Raw genomic sequence first — 14,689 nt, forward strand, 5'->3', positions numbered from 1 at the left:
AGACCTACATCTTGCACTCAGCCGCATAGGCATCCGAGTGACCGGTCAGACCGGTGGCAATGATCTTGTTGGTGTAGACGTCACCTTCCTTGATCACTTCACGCACATAAATGTCCTGGACCGGGTGATGGTTCGGACCAAAGCTGAAATCACCACGCGTGGAGGCGAAATCTGCTTCTTTCAAAGCTGCCCGGAAGGCATCAGCATCCTTCACATCCGCCTTGGCCATCGCAGACAGCAGCAGGTTGGCCGTGTCGTAGCCCTGCGAGGCATAAAGCGACGGCAGACGGCCATATTCGGCCTGGAACGCTTCAACGAAGGCCTTGTTGGCGTCGTTGTCGAGATCCTTGTTCCACTGGCTGGTGTTTTTCACGCCGAGCGCTGCATCACCGACAGCCTGCAGGATGCCCTGGTCGAAGGAAAAGGCCGGGCCGACCACCGGAAGATCAATGCCGCTGTCGGCATATTGCTTCAGGAAGGAAATGCCCATGCCACCCGGCAGGAAGAAGAAGACGCTGTCGGCACCCGACGCACGGATCTGCGCAAGTTCAGCTGCATAATCCGTCTGTCCAAGCTTGGTGTAGATTTCGCCGGCGAGATCGCCACCGTAGAACCGCTTGTAACCGGTCAGGGCATCCTTGCCGGCCGGATAATTCGGCGCCAGGATGAAGCTGTTCTTGTAGCCGGTGTCCTTGGCATAAGCACCGGCGGCCTCATGCAGGTTGTCGTTCTGCCAGGCCACATTGAAATAGTTCGGATGACAGCCCTTGCCCGCCAGCGCGGAGGGGCCGGCATTGGGCGAAAGATAGAACTTGCCCTGCGCGGTGACCGACGGCACCACGGCCATCGCCAGGTTCGACCAGATGATGCCGGTCAGGACATCGACCTTTTCCGACTGCACCATCTTGTCGGCGAGCTGGACGGCAATATCCGGCTTGCGCTGGTCGTCTTCGACGATCACTTCCAGGTCGGTGTTGCCGGCCTGTTTTACCGCCAGCAGAAAACCATCGCGCACATCGATGCCGAGACCGGCGCCACCACCGGAGAGCGTGGTGATCATGCCGACCTTGACCGGTTCGGCCAGCGCGCTGCCCGTCACAAGGGCGAGCACGCTTGCCGCCGCAGCGAGTTGTTTGAACATTGGAAATCCCCTCTCTTAACAATCCCGTCGAGCCTTCTTGCAAGCCCTTGGCGGGTTACTCTATCGGCACTGGCGCAGATGGCAAACACGCAATTGGTCCAAAGGCCGGCAACGCCCGGCGCGCCTCAGAGCGCGGTGCGCACGTGCCAGAGTTCGGGAAAGAGCTCGACTTCGAGCATGCGCTTCAGATAGCTCACGCCACCGGTTCCGCCGGTGCCGCGCTTGAAGCCGATCACCCGCTCGACCGTGGTCACGTGGTTGAAGCGCCAACGGCGGAAATAGTCTTCCAGGTCGACCAGCTTTTCTCCGACTTCATAGAGCGCCCAATGCGCCGACGGATCCTGATAGACGGTCTGCCAGAGGGCCATGATTTCAGGAACTTCCGTGTGAGGCGCCGCTGCCGGTGTATCGGTCACGGCCTCCGGAACGGCCAGTCCGCGCCGGCGGGCGAATTCCAGCACCACCTGGTAAAGGCTCGGCCGTGCCAGCTCGGCCTCAAGCAGGGCCACACTTGCCGGATCATGGTCATGCGGCCGCACCATCGCAAGGTTCCGGTTGCCCAGCGCATATTCGATCAGACGGTATTGCAGTGACTGGAAGCCGGAGGACATGCCGAGCGCATCGCGGAACTGGGTGTAGTCGCTCGGCGTCATGGTCCTGAGCACATCCCAGGCCGAATTCAGCTGTTCCATGATGCGGCTGACCCGTGCCAGCAGTTTCATGGCCTCAGGCATGTGATCCTCGGAAATGGCATCCCTTGCCGCGTTCAGCTCGTGCAGCATCAGTTTCATCCAGAGTTCGGAAGTCTGATGCTGGATAATGAACAGCAATTCATCCGGCGCCTTGGACAGCGGCGCCTGCGCCGACAGGATCTGCGACAGCCCGAGATAGTCGCCATAGGACATCTTGTCGGCAAAGCGCATCTCCGCGCCTTCGCTTTCCGGATTATAGGCGCTGTCCTTGTCCGTGGTGTCAGTCATCACTCTCTCCCTTGGGGGTTCTTTCAGACCCTTTGTCAGGCTTCTATAACGCCCTGACGCGGGCGTTGGATAGGAGAGAATTCAAGAAGTCAGGAAAACCACTTAAGTGTGCTCTACAAGCCCAAAAGCATTCAAGGGACGGACTCTAGCTGCCGGCGGCTTCCAGGATGGCCTCGGCCGAAAAATCATAATTGCTGTTGCCCGTACGCGACTTGCAGAACTGCCTGAAATCGATCTTGTTCCAGTCTCCGTCGCCAAGCCGCTGCATGTACATTTCTACATTGTCCGGAGTAATAGGAGACATCTTGAACAGGACATCCACGAAGATCTCTCCCTGTGCGTCCCTGAAATAGTGGTCGCGTAGCATCACAACGGACCAGGCCCCGGCGAAGAAATGACCGCCATGGCTCATGGTCATGCCGGATGTCTTGACCGCCTCCATGCCGCGCCTCGACCAGTTCAACCCGGCGAAAAAAATGTCCTTGCCGGCGATCAGCCCTGCTTCTTCCGCAGCCCTTCGTGCTCCGATCGCCAGATCGTCGTTGGCGCCCCAGACGACATCCACTGTCGTGCGGGAGAGAACGGCCTTGGTGTGCCGGTAGGCCTCGTCCTCACTCCAGTTGACGGGAATGGAATGCAAAAGCGTGACATGTGGATGCGCAGCCACGGCGCGCATCATGCCCAGTTCACGCTGCAGCGCGGCAGGTGTGGTGCTGTCGCCCGTCAGGGCCAGCAGTCTCAATTCATCCTTGTCAGGCTGCAACAGTCTTGATGTCTCGATGAGACTTTCCGCCATATCAAAACCGGCTGTCTCATTGTCGGGCACGATCGACGCAATCACCTTCTCGACATCGATGTTACGCCGCTCGAGCTCTGTCTTCTGCTTCGAGGTCAGATTATTGAGCAGGAAGAGCACTTTGCTTCCATGCCCGTCCATCAGCTGCATCAACCGCGCTGCCGACTGGTTCTCGTTGACCAGAATGAAATAATCCGGCAGGTCACCTTCCGCGAGACGCCGGGCAAGCAGGGCTTCCATTTCGTAAGGTTGCCGGCCGGCATGCAAGACTTCCAGGTCGACATTCAGATCAGACGCGGCAGCCGCCATGGTCCGCGTGACTTCGCCCCAAAACCCGCGGTGGTCGCCGGGATTGATGAAGGTGACGCGAAAGTCGGCAGCTTGGGCCGCAAAGGAAACGGCCCAGAAACAGAAGATGCACACCAATCTGACGATCATCGCATTCCTTCGCTCAGGCCCTCATTCGATACGGGCGGGTTCCAAACCGAAAGCGGCAATTGTGCTATCATACTAGCGACATTGGCTGAGATCACCGGTTGATGCAGCCACTTACGCACAATTTAGTTTTTCGCCTACACACGTTTTCCCGAAAAGGCTGCAATTGAACATGCTCGAACAACCGTTCTCGAGTTTCCCGCGCAAGCAGAATTCAGCCTGCCCGGCAAAAATCAGTTTTCATTTGGCAATTCCACAACACCAAAGTCAAACATCTAGCCGCATCATAGGGCGGAACCGTCGCAAAATGCTTAACGAAATCAGTAGGAACAGCTGACTAATACTAGCAATGCGATGGTCGTCCTCGTTTCACCTCGTTCACGAAACAGGCGACAGGAGGCAGTTGATCCTGTCGAACCGTCATTGCCTACAGATTGACGTGGTGCCGGGTCCAGTTTTGTGAAACCCTGAGTGCGCATGTGACCGGTAGCAGTTCGGGGCCCAGAAAATGTCCATCAGAGCAAGCATTTATCATCTTACGCATTATCGTTACGACCGGCCGGTCACCTTAAGCCCCCAGATCATCCGGCTCCGCCCCGCACCGCATAGCCGCACACGTGTGCTGTCGCATTCGCTGAAGGTTTCCCCCTCCGGCCACTTCGTCAATCACCAGCAGGACCCGTATGGCAACTGGCTGGCGCGCTTTGTCTTCCCCGAGCCAGTGCGCGAGTTCAAGATCGAGGTCGATCTGGTCGCCGACATGACGGTCTACAATCCGTTCGACTTCTTCATCGAGGAAAGCGCCGAGGAATGGCCGTTCGACTATCCGCCCGAGCTCAGCGAAGACCTCCAGATCTACAGACGCCTCGACCCGACCGGTCCGCGCATGAAGGCCTTCCTTGAGGCGGTGCCAAGGGACAGCCAGCGCACGGTGGATTTCATTGTCGGGCTGAATGCACGCGTGTCGCAGGAAGTCGGCTACGTCATTCGCATGGAACCGGGCGTTCAGACACCCGAGGAAACGTTTGAAAAGGGCACTGGCTCCTGCCGGGATTCCAGCTGGCTTCTGGTGCAGGCGCTCCGGCACCTCGGATTTGCCGCGCGGTTCGTGTCCGGTTACCTCATTCAGTTGAAACCGGATCTGGAAGCCCTCGACGGCCCGTCCGGCACGGATCACGATTTCACGGATCTGCATGCCTGGGCCGAGGTCTATCTGCCCGGGGCCGGTTGGATCGGTCTGGACCCGACTTCTGGTTTGCTGACCGGCGAGAGCCACATTCCCCTAGCCGCGACCCCGCACTACGCCAATGCGGCGCCCATTGTCGGCATGGCCAGCAAAGCCGATGTGGATTTTGCCTTTGACATGAAGGTGGCGCGCGTTGCCGAGCACCCGCGCATCACCAAACCCTTTTCAGACGACGCCTGGGCGGCCCTGAACCAGATGGGTGAAAAGGTCGACCGGATCCTGGGCCAGGAGGATGTCCGCCTGACCATGGGCGGTGAACCGACTTTCGTTTCCATCGACGATTTTGAATCGGCGGAATGGAACACGGATGCTGTCGGTCCCACCAAACGGCAGAAGGCGGACACCCTGATCCGCAAGTTGCGCGACCGGTTCGCTCCCGGCGGGTTCCTGCATTACGGCCAGGGCAAATGGTATCCGGGCGAGACGCTCCCCCGCTGGACCTTCTCTCTCTTCTGGCGCCGGGATGAAAAGCCGATCTGGCACGATCCGGACCTGATTGCCGATGAGGGCAGTGACGCGGACGCCACCCCGGCGAAGGCAGAAGCCCTGATGACGGCGATCGCAGAGCGGTTGGAGATCGATCCGGACCATGTCGTGCCCGCTTATGAAGACCCGGCGCACTGGATGATCAAGGAAGCCAATCTTCCGGCCAACGTCACCCCGGAAAACTCTGAGTTGGAAGACGCGGAAGCGCGGCACCGGATTGCCCGGGTGTTCGACCGCGGCCTTGCCACGCCGGCCGGATATGTTCTGCCGGTGCAGCGCTGGCAGGCCAGGGCAAGCGAAGGACGCCGCTGGCGCTCCGAACACTGGAAACTGCGCCGCGACGCGCTGTTTCTGGTGCCCGGCGACAGTCCGGTCGGCTATCGCCTGCCACTGGAATCACTGCCCTATGTGAGCCCGGCCCAGTATCCCTATACCAATATCGCCGATCCGACCGTTCCGCGGGACCCGCTGCCGGAATTTCCAGCCGGCCCGAAACCGGATCGTGCCCAGGACATTGCCCGTTTCACCGCCAGCGAAGCGCAACAGGACCGGCGCGAACAGACCTTGCCCGAGAACGAGTTGGGAGACGCCGCTGTCCGGACCGCGATGTCGATCGAGCCCCGCGATGGCCGGCTCTGTGTGTTCATGCCACCGGTGGAACGGATCGAGGATTATCTGGAACTGGTATCCGTTGCAGAAGCCGCCGCAGGAGAGCTTGGCCTGCCGGTTCATATCGAAGGCTACCCGCCTCCGCCCGACCCGCGCATGAATGTCATCCGGGTAGCCCCCGATCCGGGAGTGGTCGAGGTCAACATTCACCCGGCGGCCAGCTGGCAGGACTGCGTTGCCATCACCGAGGGGGTTTATGAAGACGCAAGACAGTCCCGGCTCGGCGCCGACAAGTTCATGATTGACGGCAAGCACACCGGAACCGGCGGCGGCAATCATGTGGTGGTGGGCGGTGCGACGCCCCTGGACAGCCCGTTCCTGCGCCGGCCAGACCTGCTGCGCAGCCTGATCCTGCACTGGCAGCGCCATCCGAGCCTGTCCTACCTGTTTTCAGGTCTGTTCATCGGCCCGACCTCCCAGGCGCCGCGCATCGACGAGGCCCGTCATGACGGGCTTTACGAGCTGGAGGTTGCCCTGTCTCAGATCCATCGCCCGCAGGAAGGCCCGACGCCCTTCCCCTGGCTTGTCGACCGGCTCCTGCGCAATCTGCTGGTCGATGTCACCGGCAATACCCACCGCGCGGAAATCTGCATCGACAAGCTCTATTCTCCGGATGGTCCAACCGGCCGGCTCGGCCTGGTCGAATTCCGCGGCTTTGAAATGCCGCCGGACCCGCGCATGAGCCTCGCCCAGCAGCTGCTTCTGCGCGCCCTGATCGCCCGGCTGTGGCAACACCCGCTCTCCGGCGACCTGACCCGCTGGGGCACGACCCTGCATGACCGTTTCATGCTGCCGCATTTTGTCTGGGCCGATTTCATGGACGTCCTGAAGGACCTTGACCACCACGGTTTCCAGATGCGTCCCGACTGGTTCAAGGCCCAGGGCGAATTCCGCTTTCCGTTCTGCGGCGAGATCGAGGTTGACGGTGTTCACCTGGAACTGCGCCAGGCGCTGGAACCCTGGCATGTTCTGGGGGAAACCGGCGCGATCGGCGGGACGGTCCGTTATACCGACAGTTCCACGGAACGGCTGCAGGTCAAGCTCACGACCAGCGACCCGGACCGCTATCTGGTCACCTGCAATCGCCGCATGATGCCTTTGCAGAAGACCGAAACCAACGGCGTCTCCGTGGCAGGCGTGCGCTACAAGGCCTGGCAACCGGCCATGGCCCTGCATCCGGTCCATCCTGTCGATGCTCCGCTCACCTTCGACATCTTCGATCGCTGGAGCGGACGGGCCCTTGGCGGCTGCGTCTATCATGTCGCCCATCCGGGCGGACGCAACTACGAGACGTTTCCGGTCAATGGCAACGAAGCGGAAGCCCGGCGTCTCGCGCGGTTCGAGCCCCACGGGCATACACCGGGCCTCTACATGCCCGAACCCGAACGGCCGCATCCGGAGTTTCCATTGACCCTGGACCTGCGCAGACCGCACAATGTCTGATGACCAGATCCGGCGGTCCGGGTTAGAAGATCAGGCAAAACGGGCAGAGCTTCCCAGTTTAACGGAGCGCAAACAAGATGCGCTACGATTTCTGCCGAGATCAGCTATTGTCTGTCAAAAACCTGACACTGACCCGCCGCTTGGAAACGATGCATGAGTCTGGACGAAAACGCAGAAAAAGGGGCACATGCCTACAGCCTGTTAAAGGCCTATCGTCCTTTTCCGGATGTCTCGGACGAACTCCTTGATCCCGAAGGCCGGGTACGCCAGGTCTGGCGCCCCTTCCTGGACCACCTGTCCTCCCTGTCAGCTGAAGACATTCAAGAGCGCTTTGCCCGCGGCAACCAGTATCTGAACGATGCCGGCGTCTACTTTCGCCAATATGGCCAGGACGGCGCCAATGAACGCGAGTGGCCGCTCAGCCACATTCCGGTGATCATCAGCCAGGACGACTGGCAGGTCATTTCGGAAGGCCTCATCCAGCGGGCGGAACTGCTTGAGCACGTGGTGGCCGATCTCTATGGACAGAACCGGCTTGTTGCCGACGGTTTCCTTCCGGCCAGCCTGATTGCCCGGAGCCCCGAATGGCAGCGTCCCCTGGTCGGCGTCTCACCGAAATCCGGCCATTTCCTGCATTTTCTGGCATTCGAGATCGGCCGGGGGCCGGACGGCACCTGGTGGGTGCTGTCGGACCGCGCCCAGGCACCGTCCGGTGCCGGTTTCGCTTTGGAAAACCGGGTGGCAACGGGCCGCGTCTTCAATGAATTCTTCGCCAAGGCCAATGTGCATCGCCTGGCCAGCTTTTTCCGCCGCTTCCGCGATCACCTGGTCGACCTGCGCGGCGAGCCGGACAGCAGGGTCTCGATCCTGACGCCGGGTCCATTGAACGACACTTATTTCGAACATGCCTATATTGCCCGCTATCTCGGTTTCATGCTGCTGGAAGGTGAAGACCTGACGGTTGAAAACGGGCGCTTGATGGTCAGGACCGTTGCCGGGCTCAGGCCCGTCAGCGTGCTGTGGCGCCGCCTCGACAGTGCCTGGATCGACCCGGTTGAAATGAACGAGACCTCGCAGATCGGAACACCCGGACTGGTCCAGGCAGTTCGCCAGGGTGCCGTCACCATGATCAACGCACTCGGCACCGGCATTCTGGAGACCCGCGCGCTGCTCGCCTTCCTGCCGCGGATCAGCGAACACCTCATTGGAGAACAGCTGAAACTGCCCAATGTTGCCACATGGTGGTGCGGCGAGGCAGCAACGCGGAGCTACGTCAAGGACCACGCCGAAACCATGATGTTCAGTCCGGCGCTCAGCACGGCCCTGCCGTTCGCCTCGGCCCAGACCGATTTCATCGGCAAGGATTTTCACCGGTTGAACCAGGGGGTTCTTGATAGCTGGATCGACAGCAAGGCAGGCGACCTGGTTGCCCAGGAAGCCGTGACGCTGTCTACGACACCGGCGTATCAGGACGAACGTCTGGTGCCGCGCCCCATGTCCTTGCGGGTGTTTCTGGCGCGCACCGCCAGGGGGTGGGAAGTCATGTCCGGTGGTTTTGCCCGCATCGGCCGCACGGAGGATGCCAGTGCCATCGCGATGCAGGCGGGCGGTTCGGCCGCCGATGTCTGGATCGTTGGCGGTCAGAAACCCGTCAAGGAAACCTTGCTGCACCAGATCGAGTCGCCGTTCTTCAAGGCGCAGAGCGGCACCTTGCCCTCCCGTGCCGCCGACAACCTCTTCTGGCTCGGCCGCTATGTGGAACGGGCGGAAGGCGCAGTCCGGTTGCTGCGCGCCTATCACGCACGTCTCCTGGAAACCGCCGACCCGGACGCTCCCCTTGTTGCCCAGACAGAGGAGTTTCTCGACAAGATCGGCGTCGCCCCCGACCATCCGATCCCGGCCGGCCTTTGCGACATGCTGCAGGCAGCGGTGGGAAGCGCCGGCAAGGTACGCGACCGCTTTTCGGTCGATGGCTGGCTGGCACTGAATGATCTCGCCCAGACCGCCAATGGCGCCCGGCGCACCATGCGCGAGAGTGCCGACGTCACCCGCGCGATGGGGCTGCTGCTGCGCAAGATCACCGGCTTCTCCGGGCTGGTTCATGAAAACATGTATCGCTTTACCGGTTGGCGTTTCCTGAGCATCGGCCGCGCCCTGGAACGCGCCCACCGAATGGCCGATCTGCTGACCGAGTTCACGGCCGCAGACGCGCCTGAAGGCGCTCTTGAACTGCTGCTGGAGGTCGGCGACAGCGCGATGTCCATGAGCCGCCGTTACGCTGTTTCCCTCAGCCAGTCCACCGTGCTGGACCTGTTGGCAATGGACACCAAGAACCCCCGCTCCGTGCTCTATCAGCTGAGCGACATGAAGGATCACATCGAAGTCCTGCCCGGTGCGACGGATCAGGGTCACCTGTCGGACCTCGCCCGTTCCGTTCTGCAGGTTCACACCAGCCTGGCCATCTCGACACCCGAAACGCTGACGCCGGAAAAACTCGGCGAGCTGCGGGACCAGATCGCCTATCTCTCGGTTGAACTGACCGATGCCTATATCCGCTGAAAACAAAATCGAACCGGGGCGGGTTATCTGCTCCAGACACCGCCGATGAGACGCCCGTGCTTTACGACCTGAATCTGGAGATCAACTACACTTATGCCAGTCCGGCCAATTCCGGGATCCATGCCCTGCGCCTGATGCCCGCAACGATCCCCGGTGAGCAAAAGCTGCTGGCTGGACAGGTGCATGTGAAGCCGGGACCATCGGAGCGCCACGACCGCGTCGACTTTTTCACCAATGCGGTTACCGATGTCACTTTCCGCAAGGCCCACAGCGAACTGGTTTTCACTCTGAAGGCGCGGGTCGACCGAACGGCGACGCCAGAAGAGTTCGACATTTCCCCCGCGCTGCCATCACTTGCCAGGGAAGTGTCCGCAATCCAGTGCCTTGGCCCGAACGAACCCGTGCATTTCCTCTCCGCCTCACCGAGATTACCATCCGATCCCGCTTTCGCAGTCTATGCCGAGGAACATGTTTCATCCGACATGAGCGTCATCGCAGCTGTCGAGACAATCGGCCGGGCGCTGCACGAGGACCTGACCTTCGACCCCGATGCGACAACGGTCGACACGCCGGCCATCGAGGCGTTCGAGCGACGTCAGGGCGTCTGCCAGGACTTCTCGCATATCATGATCGCCTGCCTCAGAAGCCTTGGCGTGCCCGCCGGATATGTCAGCGGGTTTCTGCGCACGATCCCCCCCAAGGGCCAGCCGCGGCTGGAAGGGGCCGATGCCATGCATGCCTGGGTAAGGGCCTGGTGCGGTATCGAGGTCGGCTGGATAGAATATGACCCGACCAATGCCCTGCGGGTCGGGCAGGACCACATCGTCGTTGCTCGTGGCCGCGACTACGGCGACGTTGCGCCCGTGAAAGGTGTCTTGCGCACGGCCGGAGGCCAGACGACGGGGCACAAGGTGGACGTCATTCCGCGGTAACCCGGTTTGCCCGGGAAAACTTCTCCAAGCTTATCAAGGGCCTGGAATTTTATCGCAAGATATCCCCCGCTGACCCGAACCGAACTGTTCCCTCATGCCCGCTTTTGCTAAACTCTGGAGCGCGATCAAGAGGTGTTTTTTCATGCTCTAGGGTGCGGGAGCTGGTGATGCGTTCGGTGTTATTTGCAGTCCTTGTCCTTCTTGTTTCGGCAGGCGCGAGCTTCGCCGACTACAATCGTTCGAAGGCCTGGTTCAACGATTTGACCTACCAGGAGCGCATTCGCACACAGTTCCTGCTTGTCTTCACCGGCGACTACGAAACGATCGTCGACGGCGCATTCGGCCCACAGACCTACAAGGCCCTGAAGAGCTTTCAGAAACACCGGGAGTTCGGCTCCGATGGCGTGCTGGACGCCGCGCAAACCCTGATCCTTCAAAGAGACGGACTGGATCTGGTCAAACGGGTCGGTTTTGAAACCCGAAACGAAGCCTTGACCGGCATTACCTTCGGAATTCCGGCCAAGCTGTTTGAGGCAAGTTCAAAATCGGAACGCGGACACCGCTGGCAGGCCTATGACAGCAGCATCGAACTGGAAACCCTGCGCATTGCAAAGGGTGACACGTCCTACAAGGAACTCTATCAGCGTCTGACCTCTTCAAGAAATGGCAGATCACTCGACACCAAGTTGTTTCGCAACGACTATTTTGTCGTCTCAGGCCAGCAGGACGGTCGGGATTTTTTTGTCAGAATCATGAAGACGCCGGAAGACAGCCGGGGGTTTTCCTTGTTCTGGGACAAGAAACACGCCGTCTTCATGAGACGTGTGGCTGTCGCCATGTCCAACAGCTTGCGTTACTATGACGGCGGTCCGGAGGCCGGAAAACTGGATGCCATGACTTCCGCGCCGGAGCTGAAGTCCCTGCCGCGGGCAAACGGTCCACAGGAGCAGGCAGACCCGTCAGGCCAGGTTTACAGGAAACCCGCCGGCTCCTCTTCCGGCTCGGGTTACGTCCTGACCAAAGAGGGTCATATCGGAACCAATGCGCATGTCGTCAGCGAGTGCAGCTATCTTGACGTTCCTGGATACGGTACTGCCACGCTGATCCAGGCCGATCTCGTCAACGATCTGGCCATCATCCAGCTCGACAGGAAACACGCCGACCACGTTGTCAAATTCCGGGCGAAACAGCCGATCCTGCGCGGTGAGGAAATCTTCGTCCTCGGCTATCCCTTCGCGCAGCTGCTCGACAACAATCTGAATTTCACCCATGGTATCGTGTCGTCGCTTGCCGGCGTACAAGGCGACATCCGCCACTTCATGGTGTCCGCCCCTGTCCAGCCCGGCAACTCGGGTGGCCCCGTTCTCGACCGGACCGGCGCGCTGATCGGCACCGTTGTCTCCCGGCTCGACAAGTTCAAGACACTTCGGGTTGCAGGCGACTTGCCCGAGAATATCAACTTTGCGATCCGGGGCCGGCTGATGGCAACCTTCATGGAAAGCCTCGGCCTGAGCCCGTCCTACAACACGATCACAAGCCTCAAGAGCCCGACCCAGATCGACGAGGAAGCCGCGCGCTACACGGTGCTGATCCTCTGCAAGAACTGAGCGCTCAAGCAGGAAATCAGCGCACTGCCTGGCCGCCTGCGTCAAAGAAATGCATGCGGCTCTCGTCAAACCTCAGACCGACGCGCGCCCCTTCTTCCACGGTTTCCGAGCCGCTGATGCGCACCAGGACAGTCTCCAGGCCATCCAGCGCGACATAAAGGAACGTGTCGGCCCCCAGATATTCGGCAACTTCAACCGTGCCAACACAATGTCCTTCGCCCGATCCGACGATGTGCATGTGCTCCGGGCGAATGCCGAGTTTCACCGGCAATTGCGCGGATCCGGCATGCGGGTAATGCCCGCCGCCGTGGCCCTGCAGGGAAAACTGATCACCCTCCACCGAGCAGGGCAGCACGTTCATTTTCGGAGAGCCGATGAACTGGGCGACAAACAGATTGTCCGGCCGTTCATAGAGCTCGCGCGGTGAGCCGACCTGTTCGATCTTGCCGCTTTGCAGCACCACGATCTTGTCGGCCAGCGTCATCGCCTCGACCTGATCATGGGTGACGTAGATCATGGTCGTGCCAAGGCTCTTGTGCAGACGCGCAACTTCGAAACGCATCTCGACACGCAGGGCGGCATCGAGGTTTGACAGCGGTTCGTCGAATAGGAAGGCGCTCGGTTCGCGCACAATCGCGCGGCCGATGGCAACCCGCTGACGCTGCCCGCCCGAGAGCGCCTTCGGCCGCCGGTCCAGGTAATCGCCAAGCTTCAGGACATCCGCCGCGTCATTGACCTTGCGTTCGATTTCTGCCTTGGGCACACCTGCCGTCTTCAAGCCGAACCCGACATTTTCTCGCACGGACATATGCGGATAAAGCGCATAGGACTGGAACACCATCGACAGTCCGCGCCCGGATGGCGGCAGAGCCGTGACGTCCTTGCCGTCAATGTCGATCGTTCCCCGGCTGGTTTCCTCCAGACCTGAGATCAGGCGCAACAAGGTGGACTTGCCGCATCCTGACGGTCCGACAAAAATCACGAATTCGCCATCCTGAATGTCCAGGTCGATCCCCTTGATCACCTGGAGACTACCGAACCATTTTTCGACCTTGTTGAGCTGGATCGCTCCCATTTTCCGCTCTCCTACTCTTAAGCTGCCTGTTGCGCATGTGTGGGTGAGGCCCAGGTGAGCCAGATCGCCGCCGTCCAGGAGAAGGACCCGCCACCGGCACCTGCTCCCGTTTCCGGGCTGAAATATTCGGCAAAGCCGCTCGTCTGGATGAGCGCTGCCGTATCCTGGCGCAGCCTGTCGGCCCGTGCCGTGTCACCGGCTTCGGCAAAGCCGCGCGCGATCATGTAGTTGATCATTGCCCAGACCGGCCCGCGCCAGTAGCGCAGATGTTCAAAACACCGGTGGTCGGGATCATAGGAGGGCATCATGTAGCGAACCTTCGACGCGATCCGGTCGAAATGATCTTGCAAGGCCCCCAGCGTGTCAGCGTCCCGCAGACCGGCATAGGGCGCCAGGAACGAAGCACTGGAAATGCCGTCGGTCATCTGCCCGGACCGCTGATCAACGGCGACATGCGCCTTGAGATCCGCATTCCAGAGCGTCTCGGCACCGGCCTTCATTAGGCCAATCCAGCCGCGGATTTCCGCTGCCTCCTCGGCCTTGCCGAGCCGTTCGGCAAGGTCCAGCAGATCGCGGTTGGCTCTCAGGAAAATGAAGGTGATGCCGGGATCGGCCACAAAGAAGGGACACGTCTCGGCCACCTTCGCCGGGTCCCAGCCGACTTTCCGGCAGGCCGCGACAATGCTCAGGTAACGGTCATAGTCTTCCTTGTGCGGGCGCATTGCCGGATCGACATGGGACGTGTCCTTGCGCTCATAGGGTGCAATGTCCTTCACCTCGACGGCGCGCAGAGCCTCGTCCCAGTCTGGCAGGTTGTCGCGGCCGGATTCCCAGGGATGAATCACCGCCATGACGCCTTTGCCCTTCGGATCGCGGTAGATCAGGTACCAGCGGTGCCAGGCCATCAGTTGAGGCAACAGCGTTGCAGCCCGCTCAAGTCCCTTTCCGGTTCGGTCGCTCTTGACCAGATCCAGGATGATGGAAGCGGCAACCGGCGGCTGGGAGTGGCCCGAACTCGGGATCGGGCCGCCATCCGTGCCCCAGACGCTCGGCCCCGGGAAATAGCTCGGATCGTCCTTGCGGAAAAGGATGTGCGGCACCATGCCGTCACGCCACTGCCCCTGAAACAGCATTTCGATTTCCCGCCAGGCACGATCCTGGTCGAACTCCGCAAATCCCAAAGCGACAAAGACGGAATCCCAGTTCCACTGGTAGGGATAAAGCCCCTTGGTCGGGATGGTGTAGCCGCCCTGATCGTTTTCGATCAGAATGGTTTTGGCCGTTTGGTCCAGATCTGTGTGTGCCACAGTCAACTCCTTG

At 60.6% G+C, this 14,689-nt stretch carries 9 protein-coding genes; 4 read left to right on the forward strand and 5 right to left on the reverse strand.

Features of this window, described 5'->3' with window-relative positions:
• Positions 1-4: 4 nt before the first annotated feature.
• From CHH27_RS14950 to CHH27_RS14960, 3 genes are all read right to left on the reverse strand, one after another.
• Positions 5-1,141, reverse strand: coding sequence for an ABC transporter substrate-binding protein (locus CHH27_RS14950; RefSeq protein WP_094072299.1), 1,137 nt, complete (start codon positions 1,139-1,141; stop codon positions 5-7).
• Between the two features lie 125 nt (positions 1,142-1,266).
• Positions 1,267-2,121, reverse strand: a complete 855-nt coding sequence (gene kynA, locus CHH27_RS14955; protein ID WP_094072300.1) for a tryptophan 2,3-dioxygenase — start codon at positions 2,119-2,121, stop codon at positions 1,267-1,269.
• A 145-nt stretch (positions 2,122-2,266) separates the two neighbouring features.
• Complete coding sequence (locus tag CHH27_RS14960) at positions 2,267-3,355, reverse strand: ABC transporter substrate-binding protein (RefSeq protein WP_094072301.1); 1,089 nt, start codon at positions 3,353-3,355, stop codon at positions 2,267-2,269.
• A 505-nt stretch (positions 3,356-3,860) separates the two neighbouring features.
• Here CHH27_RS14960 and CHH27_RS14965 point away from each other — a divergent pair.
• The 4 genes from CHH27_RS14965 (at position 3,861) to CHH27_RS14980 (ending at position 12,294) form a co-directional block, all read left to right on the forward strand.
• Positions 3,861-7,196 (forward strand): DUF2126 domain-containing protein, encoded by a 3,336-nt coding sequence (locus tag CHH27_RS14965; protein ID WP_094072302.1) that lies wholly within the window; start codon positions 3,861-3,863, stop codon positions 7,194-7,196.
• A 153-nt stretch (positions 7,197-7,349) separates the two neighbouring features.
• A complete protein-coding gene (locus CHH27_RS14970; protein ID WP_094072303.1) occupies positions 7,350-9,755 on the forward strand; it encodes a circularly permuted type 2 ATP-grasp protein in 2,406 nt (801 codons plus the stop codon).
• Between the two features lie 56 nt (positions 9,756-9,811).
• Positions 9,812-10,687, forward strand: a complete 876-nt coding sequence (locus CHH27_RS14975; RefSeq protein WP_094072304.1) for a transglutaminase family protein — start codon at positions 9,812-9,814, stop codon at positions 10,685-10,687.
• A gap of 167 nt (positions 10,688-10,854) precedes the next feature.
• On the forward strand, positions 10,855-12,294 hold the full coding sequence (locus CHH27_RS14980) for a serine protease (protein WP_094072305.1): 1,440 nt from the start codon (positions 10,855-10,857) through the stop codon (positions 12,292-12,294).
• Positions 12,295-12,310: 16 nt separating this feature from the next.
• Here the strand turns inward: CHH27_RS14980 and CHH27_RS14985 are convergent, their stop codons facing one another.
• Together CHH27_RS14985 and CHH27_RS14990 are read right to left on the reverse strand one after the other, a co-directional pair.
• A complete protein-coding gene (locus CHH27_RS14985) occupies positions 12,311-13,369 on the reverse strand; it encodes an ABC transporter ATP-binding protein (RefSeq protein ID WP_094072306.1) in 1,059 nt (352 codons plus the stop codon).
• Between the two features lie 17 nt (positions 13,370-13,386).
• The gene (locus tag CHH27_RS14990; protein WP_094074771.1) at positions 13,387-14,676 is read right to left on the reverse strand and encodes a hypothetical protein; all 1,290 of its coding nucleotides are present in this window, start codon (positions 14,674-14,676) and stop codon (positions 13,387-13,389) included.
• Positions 14,677-14,689 lie beyond the last annotated feature (13 nt).

It is taken from the genome of Labrenzia sp. VG12 (assembly GCF_002237595.1).
In the GTDB taxonomy this organism is placed as follows: Bacteria; Pseudomonadota; Alphaproteobacteria; order Rhizobiales; family Stappiaceae; genus Roseibium.